General features: G+C 73.3%; 21 protein-coding genes. 6 read left to right on the plus strand and 15 right to left on the minus strand.

Translation table 11 applies throughout. The features are described from left to right. Positions 1 to 114: 114 nt before the first annotated feature. The 4 genes from IT072_RS16365 to IT072_RS16380 are packed head-to-tail and all read right to left on the minus strand — an operon-like array spanning position 115 to position 3,029. Positions 115 to 993, minus strand: coding sequence for a biotin-dependent carboxyltransferase family protein (locus tag IT072_RS16365; RefSeq protein WP_223357893.1), 879 nt, complete (start codon positions 991 to 993; stop codon positions 115 to 117). Next, positions 990 to 1,607 (minus strand): 5-oxoprolinase subunit PxpB, encoded by a 618-nt coding sequence (pxpB, locus tag IT072_RS16370; RefSeq protein ID WP_223357894.1) that lies wholly within the window; start codon positions 1,605 to 1,607, stop codon positions 990 to 992. The genes IT072_RS16365 and pxpB overlap by 4 nt, the downstream gene beginning before the upstream one ends. After that, positions 1,604 to 2,365 (minus strand): LamB/YcsF family protein, encoded by a 762-nt coding sequence (locus tag IT072_RS16375; protein WP_223357895.1) that lies wholly within the window; start codon positions 2,363 to 2,365, stop codon positions 1,604 to 1,606. The genes pxpB and IT072_RS16375 overlap by 4 nt, the downstream gene beginning before the upstream one ends. Positions 2,366 to 2,414: 49 nt before the next feature. Further along, positions 2,415 to 3,029, minus strand: a complete 615-nt coding sequence (locus tag IT072_RS16380) for a CGNR zinc finger domain-containing protein (RefSeq protein ID WP_223357896.1) — start codon at positions 3,027 to 3,029, stop codon at positions 2,415 to 2,417. A 99-nt stretch (positions 3,030 to 3,128) separates the two neighbouring features. Here IT072_RS16380 and IT072_RS16385 point away from each other — a divergent pair, with 99 nt between their 5' ends. Beyond that, positions 3,129 to 3,737 carry a GNAT family N-acetyltransferase gene (locus tag IT072_RS16385; RefSeq protein WP_223357897.1) on the plus strand — a complete coding sequence of 203 codons (609 nt, stop codon included), beginning with the start codon at positions 3,129 to 3,131 and terminating at the stop codon, positions 3,735 to 3,737. Positions 3,738 to 3,751: 14 nt separating this feature from the next. On the opposite strand, the gene IT072_RS16390 is transcribed toward IT072_RS16385, so the two are convergent. From IT072_RS16390 to IT072_RS16415, 6 genes are all read right to left on the minus strand, one after another. Next, positions 3,752 to 4,261, minus strand: coding sequence for a SprT-like domain-containing protein (locus tag IT072_RS16390; RefSeq protein ID WP_223357898.1), 510 nt, complete (start codon positions 4,259 to 4,261; stop codon positions 3,752 to 3,754). A 115-nt stretch (positions 4,262 to 4,376) separates the two neighbouring features. Beyond that, positions 4,377 to 4,823: a hypothetical protein gene (locus IT072_RS16395; RefSeq protein ID WP_223357899.1), complete on the minus strand. Its 447-nt coding sequence runs from the start codon at positions 4,821 to 4,823 to the stop codon at positions 4,377 to 4,379. Positions 4,824 to 4,998: 175 nt separating this feature from the next. Further along, positions 4,999 to 6,150: a PQQ-dependent sugar dehydrogenase gene (locus IT072_RS16400; RefSeq protein WP_223357900.1), complete on the minus strand. Its 1,152-nt coding sequence runs from the start codon at positions 6,148 to 6,150 to the stop codon at positions 4,999 to 5,001. 64 nt (positions 6,151 to 6,214) lie between these two features. Further along, positions 6,215 to 6,517: a DUF427 domain-containing protein gene (locus IT072_RS16405; RefSeq protein WP_223357901.1), complete on the minus strand. Its 303-nt coding sequence runs from the start codon at positions 6,515 to 6,517 to the stop codon at positions 6,215 to 6,217. Between the two features lie 105 nt (positions 6,518 to 6,622). Further along, positions 6,623 to 7,213, minus strand: coding sequence for a 2-phosphosulfolactate phosphatase (locus IT072_RS16410; RefSeq protein WP_223357902.1), 591 nt, complete (start codon positions 7,211 to 7,213; stop codon positions 6,623 to 6,625). Further along, positions 7,210 to 7,707: an EVE domain-containing protein gene (locus IT072_RS16415; protein ID WP_223357903.1), complete on the minus strand. Its 498-nt coding sequence runs from the start codon at positions 7,705 to 7,707 to the stop codon at positions 7,210 to 7,212. The genes IT072_RS16410 and IT072_RS16415 overlap by 4 nt, the downstream gene beginning before the upstream one ends. Before the next feature lie 123 nt (positions 7,708 to 7,830). Between IT072_RS16415 and IT072_RS16420 the strand changes: the two genes are divergently transcribed. Both IT072_RS16420 and IT072_RS16425 read left to right on the plus strand, forming a co-directional pair. Then, positions 7,831 to 8,457 carry a hypothetical protein gene (locus tag IT072_RS16420; protein WP_223357904.1) on the plus strand — a complete coding sequence of 209 codons (627 nt, stop codon included), beginning with the start codon at positions 7,831 to 7,833 and terminating at the stop codon, positions 8,455 to 8,457. Continuing rightward, positions 8,454 to 9,134 (plus strand): DUF1684 domain-containing protein, encoded by a 681-nt coding sequence (locus tag IT072_RS16425; protein WP_223357905.1) that lies wholly within the window; start codon positions 8,454 to 8,456, stop codon positions 9,132 to 9,134. Before IT072_RS16420 ends, IT072_RS16425 begins: the two co-directional genes overlap by 4 nt. Before the next feature lie 44 nt (positions 9,135 to 9,178). Here the strand turns inward: IT072_RS16425 and IT072_RS16430 are convergent, their stop codons facing one another. Then, positions 9,179 to 11,398: a HelD family protein gene (locus tag IT072_RS16430; RefSeq protein WP_223357906.1), complete on the minus strand. Its 2,220-nt coding sequence runs from the start codon at positions 11,396 to 11,398 to the stop codon at positions 9,179 to 9,181. A 260-nt stretch (positions 11,399 to 11,658) separates the two neighbouring features. On the opposite strand from IT072_RS16430, the gene IT072_RS16435 reads away from it, so the two are divergent. Next, positions 11,659 to 13,392 (plus strand): DEAD/DEAH box helicase, encoded by a 1,734-nt coding sequence (locus IT072_RS16435; RefSeq protein ID WP_223357907.1) that lies wholly within the window; start codon positions 11,659 to 11,661, stop codon positions 13,390 to 13,392. Between the two features lie 92 nt (positions 13,393 to 13,484). Here IT072_RS16435 and IT072_RS16440 read toward each other — a convergent pair whose 3' ends face one another. From IT072_RS16440 to IT072_RS16450, 3 genes are all read right to left on the minus strand, one after another. Further along, positions 13,485 to 14,072 (minus strand): TetR/AcrR family transcriptional regulator, encoded by a 588-nt coding sequence (locus tag IT072_RS16440; protein WP_223357908.1) that lies wholly within the window; start codon positions 14,070 to 14,072, stop codon positions 13,485 to 13,487. Beyond that, positions 14,065 to 14,922, minus strand: coding sequence for an alpha/beta fold hydrolase (locus IT072_RS16445; RefSeq protein WP_223357909.1), 858 nt, complete (start codon positions 14,920 to 14,922; stop codon positions 14,065 to 14,067). Before IT072_RS16445 ends, IT072_RS16440 begins: the two co-directional genes overlap by 8 nt. Before the next feature lie 61 nt (positions 14,923 to 14,983). Next, positions 14,984 to 15,895 (minus strand): SDR family NAD(P)-dependent oxidoreductase, encoded by a 912-nt coding sequence (locus IT072_RS16450; protein ID WP_223357910.1) that lies wholly within the window; start codon positions 15,893 to 15,895, stop codon positions 14,984 to 14,986. 59 nt (positions 15,896 to 15,954) lie between these two features. On the opposite strand from IT072_RS16450, the gene IT072_RS16455 reads away from it, so the two are divergent. Further along, the gene (locus tag IT072_RS16455) at positions 15,955 to 16,614 is read left to right on the plus strand and encodes a TetR family transcriptional regulator (protein ID WP_223357911.1); all 660 of its coding nucleotides are present in this window, start codon (positions 15,955 to 15,957) and stop codon (positions 16,612 to 16,614) included. 84 nt (positions 16,615 to 16,698) lie between these two features. Here IT072_RS16455 and IT072_RS16460 read toward each other — a convergent pair whose 3' ends face one another. Beyond that, positions 16,699 to 17,283 (minus strand): NUDIX hydrolase family protein, encoded by a 585-nt coding sequence (locus tag IT072_RS16460; RefSeq protein ID WP_223357912.1) that lies wholly within the window; start codon positions 17,281 to 17,283, stop codon positions 16,699 to 16,701. A gap of 116 nt (positions 17,284 to 17,399) precedes the next feature. Between IT072_RS16460 and IT072_RS16465 the strand changes: the two genes are divergently transcribed. Next, positions 17,400 to 18,050 carry an alpha/beta hydrolase gene (locus IT072_RS16465; protein ID WP_223357913.1) on the plus strand — a complete coding sequence of 217 codons (651 nt, stop codon included), beginning with the start codon at positions 17,400 to 17,402 and terminating at the stop codon, positions 18,048 to 18,050. The last annotated feature ends 104 nt before the right edge of the window (positions 18,051 to 18,154 follow it).

The following is an 18,154-nucleotide window of genomic DNA, read 5'->3' on the forward strand; positions in this document are numbered from 1 at the left end:
CGACCCCCTCGGTCGCGTCGGCAGAGGGGTCGCATACTGCCGCTTCGCCGGCCGTATTCCGGCGGTTCGCGACCCCGAGATGGGGCAGAACGAGGTGGGCAGAACGGACGGAGATCAGGCGCGGCGGAAGGTCACGGGCTGGCCGGGGCGCGCCTGGGCCAGGAGGTCGAGGGAGGCGTCCGCCACGACCGCGATGACGGGGTAGCCGCCGGTGACGGGGTGGTCGGCGAGCAGCACGGTGGGGCGGCCGTCGGGCGACACCTGCACCGACCCGGCCACCATCGGCTCGCTCGGGAGCTCGGCGGCGATCCGGCGCTCGAGGAGCGGCGCGGAGTGGCGACCGGCGGCCGGCGGATCGAGGCGGGCCCCCACGCGGCTGCTCTCGGCGCTCAGGATCCACTGCGTGTCGTGGAAGGCGTCGACGGCTGCGGCGATGAACCAGTCGGAGCGGGGACCGCGATGGGCACGCAGCTCGATCGGGCCGGCGGTCGGCGCGGACAGCGGCACGAAGTCGAGCGCCGGGACGGCGCCCCGCGTGGCGCCGAACGGGAGGACATCCCCGGCGCGGAGCGGTTCCGGACCGAGTGCGGCGAGCGTGTCGCGCGATCGCGACCCCAGCACCGGATGCGCGTCGACCCCTCCCCGTACCGCGAGGTAGTGACGCATCCCGTGGCGGGGCGGCCCGATGCGCAGCGTCGCGCCCGCCGGGGCGCGCACGGCGAGGTGCGGGTCCACCGATCGGCCGTCGAGCTCGAGCTGACCGTCCGCCCCGGTCACGGCGAACCAGGTCTCCGTCTCGAAGCGTGCGGAGAACCCGCCGAGCAGCAGCTCCAGCCCGGCCGCACCCTCGTCATCGCCCAGCAGGCGGTTGCCGAGGCGGAGCGCCGCGCGGTCCAGCGCACCCGAAGGACTGACGCCGAGCGACGCCCAACCCGGGCGGCCGAGGTCCTGCACGAGCGCCAGCGCGCCGGGCTCCAGGATGCGCAGGCTCACGGCGCCTCCCGGAATCGCACGGTCGTCCCCGGGCGCAGCAGCGCGGGCGGGTCGGCCTCCGAATCCCAGAGCACCGCGTCAGTCGTGCCGATCAGCTGCCAGCCTCCCGGGCTCGACCGGGGGTAGACGCCGCTGAAGTCGTCCGCGAGGCCGACCGAGCCGGCGGGCACGGCGGTGCGCGGGGTCGAGCGACGCGGCACGCGGAGCCGATCGTGGTCGGTCACCAGGTAGCCGAACCCGGGCGCGAAGCCTCCGAACGCGACCCGCCAGACCGAGGAGACATGGAGGTGGATCACCTCGGCCGGGGTGACGGACAGGAGCGCCGCCACCTCCGCCAAGTCGGGGCCGTCGTAGCGCACCGGGATCTCGACGACGGCCTCCCGGTCCACGATGGCGCGGCGCGGCCGGGCGTGCTCGATCCAAGCACGGGCGACGCTCAACGGGAGGATGCGCGGGTCGACGACCACGCCGACCGTGCGAGCCGCCGGCACCAGGTCGACGAGACCGGGCGGCCGGTCCGCGTCGAGCGCGCCGAAGAGCGCGAGCACCTCGTCGAGGGTGTCGACCTCGGCGAGCAGAGCACGCTCGCCCGACGAGAGGATGCGCAGGCTCACACGAACGCCTCCACCGCGACCCCGGCCTCGTCGAGCCTGCGTCGCACCGCGCGGGCCATCGCGACCGCCCCCGGGGAGTCGCCGTGCACGCAGAGCGAGTCCACGGCGACGGGGATGTCGGTGCCGTCGGCCGCCACGACGCGACCGTCGGTGGCGAGCCGGAGGGCGCGCTCGGCGATACCCGCGTCGCCGTGCAGCACGGCGCCCGGCTGCCCGCGCGGGACCAGGGTGCCGTCGGCCCGATACGCGCGGTCGACGAACGCCTCGCGCACGAACCTCAGCCCGGCCTCCCCCGCCTCCCGCTCGATCGCGGAGGAGGCGAGGCCGAGGAGCGCGAGCGATGGGTCGAAAGCGGCGACGGCCTGCGCGATCGCCCGCGCCTGAGCGGCGTCGGTCACGATGCGGTTGTAGAGGGCGCCGTGCGGCTTGACATAGCCGAGGCGCGCACCGGCGACGTGCGCGATGCCGGCCAGTGCGGAGAGCTGATAGAGGGTCTCCGCCTGCAGCTCCGCAGGCGGCAGGTCCATCGCACGCCGGCCGAATCCGGCGAGATCGCGGTACGACACGTGAGCCCCGACGACGACTCCGCGCGCCGCTGCGGTCCGGCAGGTCGCGAGCATGGTCACGGCATCGCCCGCGTGGAAGCCGCACGCCACGTTCGCGCTCGTGACGACGCCGAGCAGGGCGTCGTCGTCGCCCATCGTCCAGGCGCCGAACGACTCGCCCAGATCGCTGTTGAGGTCGACAGTGCGTGCCATCCCCCTATTGTGGCGTGCCGGCCCGTGCTCGGCGCGAAGCCGCCGCGCCCTACTGCGCCGCGCGCGCTCCCGCCCTGGCGCGATGGGCGCGCACCTTCGCCCGGTTGCCGCAACGCTGCATCGAACACCAGCGACGGTTCCCGCTGCGGGAGGTGTCGAGGTAGACCAGGTCGCAGTCGTCGGCGGAGCATTCGCGGATCCGCCCCTCGGCCTGCGGTCCGAAGAGGCGGACGGCGTCGCGGGCGACCGTCCCGAGTGCCTGGTGCGGCCGGGCGTTGGTCCGGCCCGCCTGGCGACCACCGCCGGGGAGCACCGGCGGGATGTCCGGCGTGGCGGCGAAGAGGTTGACGACGTCGACGTCGTCGGGCGAGAACGTGGCGCCGGTGCTGGCCTGGCGCGCGAGCCGGCCGATGGCGGCACGGAGGGCGGTCGCGTCGCGGAACTCGCGATCCGCCGCCGTGGGCGCCACCTCGGGGAAGCGCTCGACGAGCCATTCGTTGAGGGCGGCAGGGTCGGCGACCGGCTGCGACTCTTCGGGGCGGTCGAGGCCGCCGGTGTACGCGAAGTCGAGCGCGAGCGATCCGGAGTCGAACCACCAGCGCGGTCCGTCGGGATCCTCCATCCACTGTCCGGTGCCGCGGGGGAGGATCGAGTCGGTCGCCATGTAACCAATATATTCGGTTAGGAGATCGACTCCCGGCCTCGCGAGCCGGCGGAGACCTCCAGCACCCTATCGCACCGCCCCGACTGCGATACTGGGCCGATGACCGCCACGCGCCCCGATCCCGCCGCCGTGCTCGAGGGAAGTACCGTCCGGCTCCGCCCGCTCGCGCTCGGCGACCTCCCGGACCTCTTCGACGCCATCGGGCACCCCGAGGTCTTCGCCGGCGGGTGGGGAGGCGGTCCCGCCGCGTACCGCGACACCTACGAGGAGTGGCGCGAGTTCCTGCTCGGATACCTCGCCTGGGAGACCGGCAACGTCACCGCGGTCACGCTGCGCGACGACGGCCGCATCGTCGGGACCACCACGCTGGGCGACTTCGACCTCGCGAACCGGTCCGCCCACATCGGCTGGACCGCGTACGCCCCCGAGGTGTGGGGCACCCGCGTCAACGCCGAGACCAAGCGGCTGTTGCTCGGCGCCGCCTTCGACAGCGGTTTCGAGCGGGTGAAACTGCAGGCGGACGTGCTCAACGAACGCTCCCGCGCGGCGATCCTGCGGCTCGGAGCGCAGTTCGAGGGCATCCTGCGACACACGCAGCTGCGGGCCGACGGCACCTGGCGCGACACGGCCGTCTACTCGGTCCTCCGCGAGGAGTGGCCCGCCGTGCGCGCGTCGCTCGACGAGCGGCTGGCGCCCGAAGCGGTGTAGCGGAGGGTCGGCGGTCAGCGCCCGGCGCCCTCCCGTGCCTGCGCGGCGGCCGTGCGCCGCTGCGTCGGCGTGACCTCGCGATGCTGCCACGCGATGAGGTTCGCGGCGTCGAATCGCCGGCTGCACGCGCCGCAGGCCAGCGCGCGGGCGGGTTTGCGGTACCGGTAGTGGATGTGGCCGTTGGGGCACGTCCCGATCCACGGGGCCAGCTCGTCGGCGATGGCGCCGCCGTGCAGGCGCTCGCCCTCGTAGCCGAGGTCGAGGGCGATGGCGCGCCAGCGCGGGCCATGCCCGGCGCGCGACCCGGCGAGCGCGTGCGCGACCTCGTGCAGCAGCACCTGGTGGATCTCGTCGTCCTCGTAGCGCGTCGCCAGATAGCGGGAGACGGTGATCTTCTTCGTCGTGTAGTTGCAGAGCCCCGCCCGCGTCTTCGCGTTGTCGAAGTCGAAGCTCCACACCGCCGGATCGAGGTGGAGGGCGATCAGAGCGTCCGCCCAGCGCCGCACGCGGTCGAGCTCGGCCATCAGTCCCGGGCCCTTCGCCGCGGCACGACCCGGCGTCGGCGGGCGGTGGCGGCGGGTCCGTACATGCGAGGAATCCTACGCCCGGGTGCCGACGGAGACGGCAGGAAAACGCGCGTCACTCCGCCGCGTCGGCGCCCGGCTCGTCGCGGTGCTCCTCGGAGAGCGCCTGCACGACGGCGACCGCCGTCAGGGCGCCCTCGATCTCGGCGGGGGAGGCCCCGAGCTTCTCGCGCAGGAAGACCGCCGCCGTCATGTCCGACAGGGCGTTGTCGTAATCCTTCATGTCGAAGTAGACCTTGCCGCGGCTCTGGATGGCGAAGGCCTCCAGAGCGGTCCATTCGCGCCCGCGCGCCTCGGTCACGCAGTCGCTCAGCTCGACGACGGCCTCGTCGAACTTGCCCAGGTACTGCAGCACCTGCGCCCGGCGGATGCGCGCACCGATGAGCTGTTCGCGGTCGCCGGTGAAGCGCGCCTGGCGCACCGCTTCTGTGCCGATGGTCAGCGCCTCGTCGAGACGGTCGAGGAGCCGGAGCAGGACGGTCTTCTCGTTGAGCGCGCTCATGCTGCGCAGGTTGCCGAGCTCGTCCAGACGGTCGCCGGCGGCACGCAAGTCGACGCGCTCGCGCAGGGTGGACGGATCGTATCCGAGGATGATGTTCAGGGTTCTGCTCCCGAATCGTGCGGTTCGGCATCCAGACTACCTGCGCGCGGCGCACCGCAGCCGCACGACGGGCGGGTCAGCCCGGGAGCCGCGCGGGATCGGCGGGCGTCAGCGCCACCTCGAGCAGCCGGTCGTCACCGGACCGCGGATCCCCGCGCCCGTCGGTGTTGTTGGTGAGCACCCAGAGCCGGTCGTCGCGGGACACGACGTCGCGCAACCTCCCGTGCGTTCCGTCGAAGAACGCCTCCGCGGTGACGGGCGCGCCCCCGGAGGTGGACCACACCGCCCACAACCGCTCGCCGCCCAGCCCGGCGACGAAGATCGTGTCGCCCACGACGGCGAGGCCGCTCGGGCTCGCCTCCGAGGTGCGCCACTGCTGCACCGGGTCGGTGTATGCGGGATCGCCGCCGATCCCCTCGACGATCGGCCAGCCGTAGTCCGCCCCCGGACGGATGATGTTCAGCTCGTCCCAGGTGTTCTGCCCGAACTCGCTCGCCCACATCGTCCCGCGCGAGTCCCAGCCGATGCCCTGCGGGTTCCGGTGGCCGGAGCTCCACACCGGCGAACCGGGGAACGGGTTGCCCGCCGGGACCTGTCCCTCGGGCGTCAGACGGAGGATCTTGCCGCCGAGCGATGTGAGGTCCTGCGCGCGATCCGGGACGCCCGCGTCGCCGACCGTGAGGTAGAGCATCCCGTCGGGACCGAACGCGATCCGGCCGCCGTCGTGGTTGGCGGCCTTGGGGAGGCCGGAGATCACGGTCTCCGCTGCGCCGATGCTGTAGCTGCCGGGCACACCGACCAGCGGCATCCGCACCACCCGGTTGTCGTCCGCCGTGGTCGCGTAGGCGTACAGGTGCGTCGGGGCCGATCCGGCGGGCACGGCGAGGCCGAGCAGACCGCCCTCGCCCGCGTGCACGACCCCCGGTACGGTCCCGACGTCGCGCAGGCCGCCCTGCGGGAGCCGCTCCCGCACGCGCCCCGAGTCGCGCTCGCTGAGGAGGGCGGAACCGCTGGGGAGCGGCACCACCGACCAGGGGGCGTCGAGCCCGGTCTCGAGCACCGTCGCGTCGCGCGCGGGCTGCAGGGGGACGGCGGCCACGGCGGCGGAGGTGCCGGTGGGGCGCGGCTCCGCGGATGGCGACGCGGTGCGAGCCGACGTGGGCGCGGGCGGCTCGGGCGAGCACGCGCTGAGCGCCGCCAGGGCGGCGACCGCGAGAGCGGCCGTCACTCCGGCTCGTGCGCTGCCCGCGGCACTCACGCCGTCGTCCACCCGTCCCGGCTCGGCACGCCGGTCACTCGACGACCTGTACGTCCTTCCAGAACGCCACGTAGCCGCTGAAGTCCTTGCCGACCCGGTCGAACGCGCTCGGGTAGGGCGTCGGATACGACCAGGCGCGGTCCTGCAGGAGGGAGTCGCCGTCCTTCACGGAGTAGTACTGGCACTCGCCCTTCCACGGGCAGGTGTACGGGGTCGGGCTCTCGACGAGGTACTCGGCGTTGACGCTCGCGGGTGGGAAGTACCAGTTGCCCTCGATGCGGATGAGCTCCTCTTCGGGAGCCTCGGCGATGACGGTGTCGTTCAGGACTGCTTTCATGGTTGACCTCCTGCAGGGCGGAACGCACGGCGCGGCCCGATCATTCCGGGAGGGTACTCCCCTCCGCCGCGAGCGACCCGGCAGTCGGCGATGGCCGCAGAGCGCTCACCCGGCGGGTCGCAGGACGACGACCTCGTCGACCGTCCCGACGCGCCCGGCCGGCGCGACCTCGGCCGGGGCGATCCCGGTCGCGACGAGTTCCTGGCCCGACACCGAGGCGGTGAGGAGGTGCGCGACGGCTCCGCGCAGCCCGGTGAAGGCGGCGCAGGCGGCGGCCGCCTCCGGCGAGCTGTAGTCGATGCCGAGGGAGGCGAGCGCATCCACGACGGCGCCCGCGGCGAGGAGGTCCTCCACCGCGAAACGCGTGGCGCCCGCGGGGGTCGACCCTCCGGCGGCGATGATCGAGATCAGGGCGCGACGGCCGAGCCGCACCTGTTCGGCGAGTGCCCACGCGGCGACGGCGGCAGGGTTGGTGAGGCCTGCGGCGATGACGGCGCCGGTTCCGGGGAGGTCGGCGATGGCGGGGGCCGACGGGACGATCGTCCCGTCCCCGAGCGCGTCGACCCAGACGACGACGTCCGCGTCCGCTGCCACGGAACGGGCGCCCTCCGCGGCCCAGTCGAACCGCACCTGGTATTTGGCCTGGCGGTGCGCGTCGGGAACGGTCGGTGCGGAGGGGACGGAGCGGTCGGTCACCGGGCCATCGTAGTGCGCGCTCGTGAGCCCGCCGGACGTGTTTCGCCCGGTGACGGGCGCATCTGGCGACGGATGAGCTCGAAGTCGTGCCGGGAGATCTCGATCACCCCGCGCCGCAGCTGATAGCCCCAGTCCCGGGTCTCCCTGGTGAAGTCGAGTGCCGGGAGCATCGGGCGGATCGGCGTGGCGACGGCGTCGTGGTCCCACTCGACCCGGCGGCGCCAGGGGAGGAAGTCAACCGCCGGTCCGCGCATCATCTGCCCCTGCGTGACCTGGAACGGCTCGCCCTCCGCCACGCGGCCGACCGCGGTGAACTCCTTGAGCGGCTCGCCGTCCGGGTACGCGGTCTTGGGCGAGTAGTACACGAACCCGTCGGCCGGGCCCATCCGTTCCAGCGGCGCCCGCGCGCCGTGGTTGACCTGTGCGAACCCGCCCGCGACGCCGCGGAGCACGTGGTCTCGCTGGACCACGCCGAGCCAGTACCGGATCGCCATGCTCCCGTTGTAGCGCATACCGGCGACACTGCTGGGACGCCACCTGACGCCATGCCGGGGAGGGTCGTGGGAAAGGGCCGTGAACCTGCGCGCCGGCCCCGGCGCCGGGACGAGACTGGGAAGATGCGCGTGCTGCTGAAGCTCATCCTGGATTGCGACCCCGACGCGGCCTGGCGTGCCCTGCAGAGTCCGACCGCGTTCCGCGAAGTGGCGCTCCCGTGGCTGGACTTCCGGCCCGACGGCCCGGACGCCTTCCCGACGGTGTGGGGCGGAGGCGAGCACCGCGTGCGCGTGCGCGCGCTGGGCGCGATCACGGTCGGGACCCAGGCGATCCGGCTCGACACTCTGCGCTCGTCCGACAACCGGGAGCGCGAGACGCGCATCCTGCGCGACAGCGGCGGAGGAACCGGTGGCGTGCTGTCCGCCCTGCCCCGCCTCGACCATCGCATGGCCATCGCACCCGACCCGGCCGGGCCCGGCCCCGACGGCCGCCTCCGGACCCTCTACCGAGATCGGCTGATCGTCCGCGCGGGAGTGCTCACCCCCGTCGCCTGGTACACGCTGTGGGCGTTCTGGCAGTGGCGCGGCCACCGGCTCCGCGCCCTCGCGCCGACGTGGGCCTACGATCCCGAGCTCGATCCGGAGCGCGCCGCCCTCGACGACGCGACCCTCCCCTCCACGCCGACAGCGCAGCCGGACGGTACCGTGACGGAATGGCCGAGCGCCGCCGGCCGGGAGGAGACACCATGAGCACCGTCGAGAGCGCCGGGGAACCGCGGGCTGCATCCCCCGCCGTGACCGCCCTGCAGACGGCGGACTGGCGGCGACGGGTGTTCGCCCTCTACGCCTCGGTGCGCAGGATGGCCGCATCCGATGCCGCCGCCGCCCACGCGCACTGGATCTCGTGCCGGGACGAGCTGTTCTCGTCCCACCCCGCGTCTCCGCTGCTCCCGGAGGACCGCGCCCGCTTCACGGGGCTGCCGGTGACCTCGTACGACCCCGAGTGGCGCTTCGAGCTGCCGATCCACGCGCCGTCCGAACCGCGTCGGATGGACGTGGAGACCGGGACGGACGGCGTCGTGCCGTTCGAGCTGCTCGGGACGGTGCGGGTCCCCCTCTCCGGAACCCTCGACGTCTGGCGTCTCTCGTCGTACGGCGGCGGCATCTTCGTGCCGGTCAAGGACGCGCTCGCCGGCCGGCCGGGCGGCACCTACGGCGGGGGCCGCTACCTCATCGACACCATCAAGGGCGCGGACCTCGGTCTCAACGCCGACGAGGACGAGGCGACCGTCGTACTCGACTTCAACTTCGCCTACAACCCGTCGTGCGCCTACGACCCGGCCTGGGCGTGCCCGCTGGCGCAGGCCGGCAACACGCTCGCGGTCGAGGTGCCCGTGGGCGAGCGGTACGCCGGGACGTACGCGTAGCGGCGGACGGGACCTGCGTGCAACCGGCGCGAGCACGCCCGACGTCAGTGCGTGACCAGGGTGAGCCGCTGGGTCGGGCGCGTCATCGCGACGTACAGCGTGGCCGCGCCGAGCGCCGAGTCGCCCGCGAGGGAGTCGGGGTCGGCGAGGACGACGGCGTCGAACTCCAGGCCCTTCGCCTCGTACCCGCTGAGGACCGCGATCGGGCGCGTCAGACCGGCCGCGCCACGACCCGCATCGTCCCCGAAGCGCTCCGCGACCGCGGCGGCCACGGCCTCCACCTCGTGCGGAGGCGCGATCACCGCGAGCGAGCCCTGGGCGTCGATCCCCCGGTCGTGCTCGACCGCGGCGACCACCGCCTCCGACAGCGGCGATCCGCCGGCGGACACCCGCCGGATAGGCCAGTCGCCCTCGCGCACGGAGCGCGTCGGCGTGATCGGGAGTCCGGCGGCCCGGGCCAGACGTTCCGCCTCCTCGGCGATCTGCGCGGGCGTCCGGTAGTTGACCGTGAGCTCCTCCAGCCGCCAGGCGTCCTTGAAGTACGGCTGGAGCGCACCGGCCCAGCTGGACGCCCCCGCGGGCGACGACACCTGGGCGATGTCGCCCACGATGGTGAACGACTTCATCGGACAGCGCCGCAGCAGCACGCGCCACTGCATCGGCGAGAGCTCCTGCGCCTCGTCGACCACCACGTGGCCGTAGGTCCACGTGCGGTCTGCGGAGGCGCGCTCGGCCGTGGTGCCGCGGTCGACCTGCTCGGCGAAGCCGTCGGCGAGCTGCTCGGCACTGACCAGACCCTCCACCCCCATGTTGCGGATGGCGGCCCGGGCGTTCTCGAGGTCGCGCTTGCGCTGCCGGCCGCGCTCTCGGGCGGCGGGATCCGGCTTTCCGGGGAAGTCGCCGAGCAGCTCGGCGGCCTCGTCGAGCAGCGGCACGTCGGAGACCGTGAACGCGGCGGATCGGTCGCGCAGCAGCGCCGCACGCTGCGCCTCCGACCAACGCGGCGTCAGCTCGCCGAGCCACACGGGACGCGCATACAGGTCCTGCAGCAGCTTCTGCGGGGTGAGCGGCAGCCAGGCCGTGTTCAGGAGGACCCGCACATCGTATGAGGTGCGGAGGTCCTCCCGCAGGACCTTCAGGTCGGCGTCGTCGATGGTCGAACCGGATGCGCGCAGCTGGGCGGCGAGCTGATCGGTCAGCTCGGCGAGCGCGTGCTTGACGAAGGTGACGCGGGCGACGTTGTGCGGCTTGCCCGAGCGCTGCGCCTTCGCGATGGCGCGCTGGATGAGGTCCGGTTGCACGACGAGCCGCTCGTTGTCGACGACGACGGTCTGCTCCTCTGCCGGGGCCTTCTGGCGGGAGCGCACGGCACGCGAGAGCAGGCGGGCCATCTGGGCGGAACCCTTCAGGCGCGCGGTTTCCGCACCGTCATCGGCCGTGGCCTCCACCCCCGGGAACAGCTCGCCGAGCGTCTGGAGCACGACCCCGGTCTCGCCGAGCGAGGGCAGCACCGCCTCGATGTAGCGCAGGAACGCCGTGGAGGGACCGACGACGAGCACGCCGGAGGAGCCGAGCCGCTGCCGGTTGGCGTAGAGCAGATACGCGGCGCGGTGCAACGCGACGGCCGTCTTGCCCGTACCGGGACCGCCCTGCACGACCAGGGCTCCGCGGAGATCGGAGCGGATGATGCGATCCTGCTCGGCCTGGATCGTCGCCACGATGTCGCTCATCCGGCCGGTCCGCTGCGCGGTCAGCGCGGCGAGCAGGGCACCCTCACCCTGCACCGTCTCCCCCGCCGACCGATCGCCGGCCAGCAGGGACTCGTCGAAGACCTCGTCATCGATCCGGACGACCTGGCGGCCGCTCATCGTGAGATGACGGCGGGCCCGGACGCCCATCCGCTCGCTCGCGGTCGCCTGGTAGAAGGCGCTCGCCTGCTGCGCCCGCCAGTCGACCAGGAGTGAGCGCTGCTCCTCGTCGCGCAGGCCGATGCGGCCGATGTACCGGTGGGCCGAGCCGTCGGCCGGCTCCTCGAGCAGGAGGCGGCCGAAGACGAGACGGGCGTCGACCTCGCGGAGCTGGGTGAGCTGATCCTCATAGAGCCGTGCGAACGCGTCGCGCTCGCTGCGCGCCTGATGGTTGCCGCCCACCGACTCACGGCGGACTCTGGTCAGACTGTCGGCGGTCTCGGCCCGCAGGGCGTCCAGGCGCTCGTACAGGCCCTCGACGACCGCCCGCTCGCGATCGAGCTCCGATTCGTGCACCCGATGACCGCCTCTCGTTTCCGGGCCGAAAGTCTACGACCTCCAACCCGGACGGCGCTCACAGGCGAGCACGCTAGTATGGGAGGACTGCGAACCATCCGAAGGCTCCTGCGTCGTAGAACGCACCGCGCGAGCGACGGGCCCCGCCCCGCTCACGCCACATTCTCACGGCGAACGAAACGTGCGACCCGCACCTTCGCCAGTTCCGTCCCGTGCGACCGAAACCCGTCGCGCCGGGACCCGATGCCTGAAAGGCACCAGTGACCACCACGACTTTCGCCGACCTCGGCGTGCCCGCTCCCCTTGTCGCGGCCCTCGCGGCCGACGGCAAGACCGAGCCGTTCCCCATCCAGGCCGACACCCTCCCCGACACGCTGTCGGGCCGCGACGTGCTCGGACGCGGCAAGACCGGCTCCGGCAAGACCATCGCGTTCAGCCTCCCGCTCGTCGCCCGGCTCGCCGACGGCGCCTCGCCGCGCGGCCGCAGCAGCCGTCCGCGCGGCCTGGTGCTCGCTCCGACCCGTGAGCTCGCCACCCAGATCGCCGCCACGCTCAAGCCGCTCGCCGACTCGGCCGGGCTCGCCATCACCACGATCTTCGGCGGTGTCTCGCAGAGCCGTCAGGTTGCCGCACTGCGCGCCGGCGTCGACATCGTCGTCGCCTGCCCTGGCCGCCTCGACGACCTCATGAAGCAGGGTGAGGTGTCCCTCGACCGGGTCGAGATCACCGTGCTCGACGAGGCCGACCACATGGCCGACCTGGGTTTCCTCCCCGTCGTCACGCGCATCCTCGACAAGACCCCGGCCGGCGGCCAGCGCCTGCTCTTCTCCGCCACGCTCGACAACGGTGTGGACAAGCTCGTCAAGCGGTTCCTGCGCAACGAAGCGATGCACTCCGTCGACGACGCGACCAGCCCGGTCGAGGCGATGACCCACCACGTCTTCGAGGTTCCGGACCCCGACGCGAAGAAGGACCTCGTGACCGCGCTCGCCTCGGGCCGCGGCCGCCGCATCCTCTTCACGCGCACCAAGCACCAGGCGAAGCGGCTCGCCAAGCAGCTCACGTCGTCGGGCATCCCGGCTGTGGATCTGCACGGCAACCTCTCCCAGCCCGCACGCGACCGCAACCTGGCCGCGTTCGGCTCGGGCGAGGTGCGCGTGCTCGTCGCGACCGACGTGGCCGCGCGCGGCGTGCACGTGGACGACGTCGAGCTCGTCGTGCACGTGGACCCGCCGGCGGAGCACAAGGCGTACCTGCACCGCTCCGGCCGCACCGCCCGCGCAGGCAGCGCCGGCGACGTCGTCACCGTGATGCTCTCCGAGCAGGCCGGCGATGTGAAGACCCTCCTGCGCCACGCGGCCATCACGGTGACCCCGCAGCGCGTCTCCGCGGCGTCGGCCGCGGTGACCGAGCTCGTCGGCGAGCCGGCCGAGCGCGTCGCGCCGTCGTCCGCCCCGGCAGCAGCGGCCGGCGGCCAGGCCGGCGGCGGGCGCTCGGGCGCCGGACGCTCCGGCGGCGGGCGCGCGGGCGCTGGACGGTCGGGCGCTGGACGCTCGGGTGGCCAGAGCTCCCGCGGACAGAGCTCCCGCGGACAGAGCGGCGACGCGACGACGCCCGGCGGGGAGACCGCCGGTGGCGGACGACGTCGCGGCGGACGCGGCCGTGGAGCGGCAGTCGAGAACGGCCAGGCGCGTGACGGCCAGCAGCGTGACGGCCAGCAGCGTGAGGGCCAGGGTCGTCGCCGCGGCGGCCAGGGCGGCCAGTCGCGCGGTCAGGGCGGCCAGTCGCACGGGGTCCAGAGCGCCGGTGGTTCGCACGGCTCCCGCGGGCGCGACGCCGCCTCCGAGGGCGGACACCGCTCCGGTGAGCGCTCCGCAGCCAAGCAGGCGTCGGGACGCGGCGGCGAGCGCCGCTCCGGCGGCCCGATGCGTATGGGTGACCTGGTCAACTCCGGCACGAGCCGGGGCCTGGGCTCCCGTCGCGCGCGCGGCTGACCCGGCGCTCCCTCCCGCAGCGTCGCACCCAGGGGTCGCGAACTGCCGCTCCGGCGCGGCCGGAGCGGCAGTTCGCGACCCCTCGGTGCGCCCTAAGCGTTCGCTTGGGCGGCCAGGGCTGCGACCAGGCCGGTGACGAGGCGGTCGAACGTGCGGTCGAGGTCGTCGGGGAGGCCGAAGCCGCCGCCGAGCTCGAGGCTGAGGAACCCGTGGAGGGCGCTGCGGAGGATGCGGATGGCATCGATCTGCGCGTCGTCGGGGAGGCCGAAGCCGCGGATGACGGCGGCGAGCACCTGGATGGTCTCGTCGGCACGGGCGACGAGCTCGGCGTCGGCGGGGTCGGCGAGGTGCGGGGCGACCTGGGTGGCTGCGTACCGGCCGGGGTGGGCACGCGCGTAAGCGCGCACGGCGGTGGCCGCCGAACGCACCGCGTCCTCCCCCGAGCGGCCGATGGTCGCGGCGGCGAGTGCCCGCGTGAGCTCGCCCACCGCCTCCGTGGCGACCACGCGGCGCAGGTCGTCGAGGGACTGGACGTGCTTGTAGAGGCTGGGCACGGCGACCCCGGCCCGGGAGGCGACAGCGGCGAGGGTCAGCCGATCGAAGCCTGCGACACCGCCCTGGTCGACGAGGTCGAGGGCGACGGCGGTGACGGCGGCGCGGTTGAGGCCTGCCCTAGGCACGCGCGGCCTCCCAGCCTTCCGCGCGGCGCTCGCTCAGGAAGGCGAGCGTCGCCGGGACGGTGACATCGGGCCGCTGAGCGTGCGGATAGTGGGCCGCGTCCGCCACCCGGACGACCTCCGCGCCCAGCGACTCGATCCAGTCGGCCTCGGCGGAGGCGTCGGGGAAGTCCGGGTCGAGCTCGCCGACGAAGGCGAGCATCGGAGCGTGGACCTCGGGCAGGCGGGGCTCCACCACCGAGTGGGTGAGCTGGAGGGTCAGCCGGCGGAAATCGCGCAGGCGCCCGGGCTCCCGCAGGCTCGCCCGGATGGCCGCCACATGCTCGCCGAGCCACGGGGCCGTGCGGCCCCTGTTGAGCGGCTTCGTGTAGTAGCCGGCCCAGAACGCCGCGCCCCACGGCCCCGCGAACAGCAGCCGGAACAGCGCGTGCTGGAACCAGGAGGCGACCGGGCTCGTCGCCGGGTCGCGCAGAAGCGGACCGTAGAGCACGAGGCCGGCGATCGCGTCGGGGCGCTCGGCGGCGGCCCACGCGGCGGAGGCCGCACCCATCGAATTGCCCAACACGACGGCGGGACCGCCGAGCGCGTCGATCAGGGCGAGCAGATCTTCGCCGGTGGCGACGTCTCCGAACGTGCGGAAGCCGGTATCGGAGTCGCCATGCGAGCGGAGGTCGGTGACCGCGACGCGGAGACCGGCGTCAACGAGCGGACCGACCAGCTCGCGGTAGCTGGAGCGGAGGTCGCCCATCCCGGGGACGGCGACCACGAGCGGGCCGGAGCCCTCGACGGTGTAGCTGATGCGTCCCTCGGGGCGCTGCAGGAAATGGACCTGCGAGGCGGTGGAAGTCTTCATAGCCATGAAGCTAATACCATTAGCTATAGATCGCAAGCCCTTCACCGCGCCGGCGGCGGCCTCACTCGGCCGCCGACTCGCCCGGCAGCGGCACCGGGTATGCCTCGGCCGCCGACTCGCCCGGCAGCGGCACCGGGTATGCCTCGGCCGCGTCCGCCGAGATGCTCACCTCCCGCCAGGCACCCGCCTCCGCGAGCTGCCGCCGGGAGTAGTCGGCCGCCATGGTGGCGGCCGTCCGCCCGAGCGGCAGATGCGAGGGCTGTTCGGCGGCGTGCGCGACGCGGACGAGGATCTCCGCGGCGCGTTCCGGGTCGCCGGCCATCACACGGCCGGACCGGAGGAGGCCCATCGCGCCGACGGTGGACTCGTACCCGGCAGGGATGTCGCCGACCGTCATCGACGACCCCGCCCAATCGGTGGCGAATCCGCTCGGCTCGACGACCAGGACGCGCACACCGAACGGAGCCGTCTCGGCCGCCAGCACGCGACTGAAGCCGTCCACCGCGAACTTGGCCGCCTGATAGGAGCCGATCCCCGCCGAGCCTCCCACGCGTCCGCCGATGGATGAGAACTGGATGACGAGTCCGCCGCCCTGCTCGCGCAACAGGGGGATCGCGGCGGTGGTGACGCTGTAGACGCCCCAGAAGTTCGTCTCGAACTGGGCGCGGAAGTCCTCCGGCGAGCCTGTCTCGATGGGGGCGACGTTGGCGTAGCCGGCGTTGTTGACGAGCACGTCGATACGGCCGAAGCGGTCCCGCGCGGCCGAGAGCGCCGCCCGGGCGGCGACGGGGTCGGTGACATCGAGAGGCAGGGTGGCGACGCGGTCGTCGCCGTACGCGGCGACGAGGCCGGCCAGCCGCTCGGGAGTGCGCGCGGTGGCGGCGACACGATCGCCGCGGCGGAGGGCCGCCTCCGCGAGGGCGCGTCCGAAGCCGCGCGACGAACCGGTGATGAACCAGGTGAACTCAGACATGCTCGTTAGTACAACACCGTTTCGTTATTAACGCAACTTGGTTGCGCTAGGCTGGAGGGATGCCGACCGAACCGTTCGAACGCGCCCGCTCCGCCGACGCCAAGCGGGCACGCGAGCAGGCGATCCTGCAGGCTGCGCGCGGGGAGGCGCAGAAGCGGGGCATCCGGGAGATCACGCTCACCGACATCGCGGACGCCGTGGGGATGCACAAGTCGGGGCTGCTCCGCTACTTCGAGACGCGCGAGCAGATCTTCCTGCGACTCACGGCGGAGGAGTGGCGGTCCTGGGCGGAATGGCTCCTGCCACTGCTCTCGTCATGGCGGAGCGCGAGCCCGCTGCGATTGGCCGCGGCACTGAGCGACACGCTCGTCTCGCGCCCCCTGTTCTGCGATCTGCTCGCCCACACGCCCCTCAACCTCGAACGCAATGTGTCCGTCGACACCGTGCGCGAGTTCAAGCTCGACGTGCACACGCACGTCGAGGCGATCGCCGGGGAACTGCGACGGCTGCGCCCGGGACTCACCGAGCCGCAGGCGATCGACGTGATCGCGACGGCCACCAGCATGGCGGGCGCCCAGTGGCAGATGGCGACGCCCGGCCCCGAGCTGCAAGCGCTCTACCGCAGCGACCCGCGGCTGCGGCACGCGATCGTCGAGGTCGGCCCGCGACTGACGCGCGTGCTGACGGCGCTGCTGACGGGGATGGCCGCTGCGGACTGATCACGCGACTCATCACGAGGTCTCGGCGGCGTGGCCGACGGATCTCGTGATTCGCGTGTCGCGACGCGTGGCCGACGAGCCGCTTTACGGAGCGACCCGCCCCACTGAGGCCATGGCCGCCTTGACCAGCGCTCCCCTGCCGCCTTCCAGCTCTTCGGCGACCGTCGGGGAGACCGCCTCCTCCGGCGTCATCCACGTGAGCTCGAGCGCATCCTGGCGCGGCTCGCAGGTGCCGGTGACGGGCACGACGTAGGCGAGGGAGACGGCGTGCTGGCGATCGTCGGTGAACGCGGTGACTCCGGGCATGGGGAAGTACTCGGCGACCTGGAAGGGCACGGCGCTGGCGGGAAGCAGGGGGAAGGCCATGGGGCCGAGATCCTTCTCGAGATGGCGGAACAGCGCCTCCCGCAGTGTCTCGCCGTACATCACGCGGCCGGAGACGATGGTGCGGGTGATCTCGCCGACCGCGTTGGCCCGCAGCAGGATGCCGACCTCCGTCACCTGGCCGAGACCGTCCACGCGCACCGGCACGGCTTCGACATAGAGCAGCGGCAGCCGGCGCCGGATCTGCTCCAGCTCGATGTCGCTGAGCCACGCCGGCCCGGGCTGTGCGCCGTCGCCGGGCAGCGGATCGGGGGTGGGATCGGGATCCGGGGTGCGCACGCTCATGGGTCGATATTACGGACAGAGCGCGCCACCGCCACCGAGGGTGGACAGATCTGTTGACGGACGACACGCGATCGGGGGCTGTGGAGCGGATCGTGCTGGGGGACAGAATGATCTGTGTGCCTCTTCCCACACCCGAACTCCGCATCGACCGCGATGCCGTCCTCTGGTCGGCCGGCGAGAAGGACAGAGGGGGCCGCCCCCTCCTCGTCCTCTTGCACGGCTACGGATCGGACGAAGCCGACCTGTTCGGGATCTCCGCCTATCTGCCTCTGGAGCCCGTGATCGCGTCTCTGCGCGCTCCCATCCCCGAGGGGCCCGGTTTCGCGTGGTTCTCGCGCTTCACCAACGTGACGACCGACCCGCTCGCGGGGAACGCCGACGCCGCCGCGCGCGCGGTCCTCGACTGGCTCGACGAGCAGCCCGTGACCCCGACCGGCCTGCTCGGCTTCTCGCAAGGCGGTGCCATGGCGCTGCAGCTGCTGCGGCTCGCACCCGAGCGCTTCGACTACGCCGTGCAGCTGTCGGGCTTCATGGTGCAGGGCGAGCACGCCGGCGACGCCGACCTGGCGCGCGAGCCGGTCCCGGTGTTCTGGGGACGCGGCACGCACGACGACACCATCCCGCCCTCGGCCGTCGATCGCACGGCCCGCTGGCTGCCCGGGCACTCGGCCCTCGACGCCCGCATCTACGAAGGTCTCGGCCACGGCATCTCGTCGATCGAGCTCGGCGACATCTCCACGTTCATCCGTGCACAGCTGACGCGCTGATCCGCGCCGCACGATGCGGACCGAATGCGGAGAACGGCTCGGGCGGAAGCGACATCCGGTCCACATCGCCGGGGCTCGGGAGGGCCGGTGCGGGCGAGACGGCC

This window comes from Leifsonia sp. ZF2019 (assembly GCF_019924635.1).
GTDB lineage: Bacteria > Actinomycetota > Actinomycetes > Actinomycetales > Microbacteriaceae > Leifsonia.

Bases quoted from the DNA above. Each gene is read 5' to 3' on its own strand.
- IT072_RS16425 (WP_223357905.1), top strand. From the start codon at position 8,454: ATGAGCACCGTCGAGAGCGCCGGGGAACCGCGGGCTGCATCCCCCGCC.
- IT072_RS16445 (WP_223357909.1), bottom strand. From the start codon at position 14,922: ATGAAGACTTCCACCGCCTCGCAGGTCCATTTCCTGCAGCGCCCCGAG.
- IT072_RS16390 (WP_223357898.1), bottom strand. From the start codon at position 4,261: ATGGCCGAGCTCGACCGCGTGCGGCGCTGGGCGGACGCTCTGATCGCC.
- IT072_RS16460 (WP_223357912.1), bottom strand. From the start codon at position 17,283: ATGAGCGTGCGCACCCCGGATCCCGATCCCACCCCCGATCCGCTGCCC.
- IT072_RS16450 (WP_223357910.1), bottom strand. From the start codon at position 15,895: ATGTCTGAGTTCACCTGGTTCATCACCGGTTCGTCGCGCGGCTTCGGA.
- IT072_RS16415 (WP_223357903.1), bottom strand. From the start codon at position 7,707: ATGGCGATCCGGTACTGGCTCGGCGTGGTCCAGCGAGACCACGTGCTC.
- IT072_RS16405 (WP_223357901.1), bottom strand. From the start codon at position 6,517: ATGAAAGCAGTCCTGAACGACACCGTCATCGCCGAGGCTCCCGAAGAG.
- IT072_RS16455 (WP_223357911.1), top strand. From the start codon at position 15,955: ATGCCGACCGAACCGTTCGAACGCGCCCGCTCCGCCGACGCCAAGCGG.
- IT072_RS16385 (WP_223357897.1), top strand. From the start codon at position 3,129: ATGACCGCCACGCGCCCCGATCCCGCCGCCGTGCTCGAGGGAAGTACC.
- IT072_RS16375 (WP_223357895.1), bottom strand. From the start codon at position 2,365: ATGGCACGCACTGTCGACCTCAACAGCGATCTGGGCGAGTCGTTCGGC.
- IT072_RS16420 (WP_223357904.1), top strand. From the start codon at position 7,831: ATGCGCGTGCTGCTGAAGCTCATCCTGGATTGCGACCCCGACGCGGCC.
- IT072_RS16380 (WP_223357896.1), bottom strand. From the start codon at position 3,029: ATGGCGACCGACTCGATCCTCCCCCGCGGCACCGGACAGTGGATGGAG.
- IT072_RS16395 (WP_223357899.1), bottom strand. From the start codon at position 4,823: ATGAGCGCGCTCAACGAGAAGACCGTCCTGCTCCGGCTCCTCGACCGT.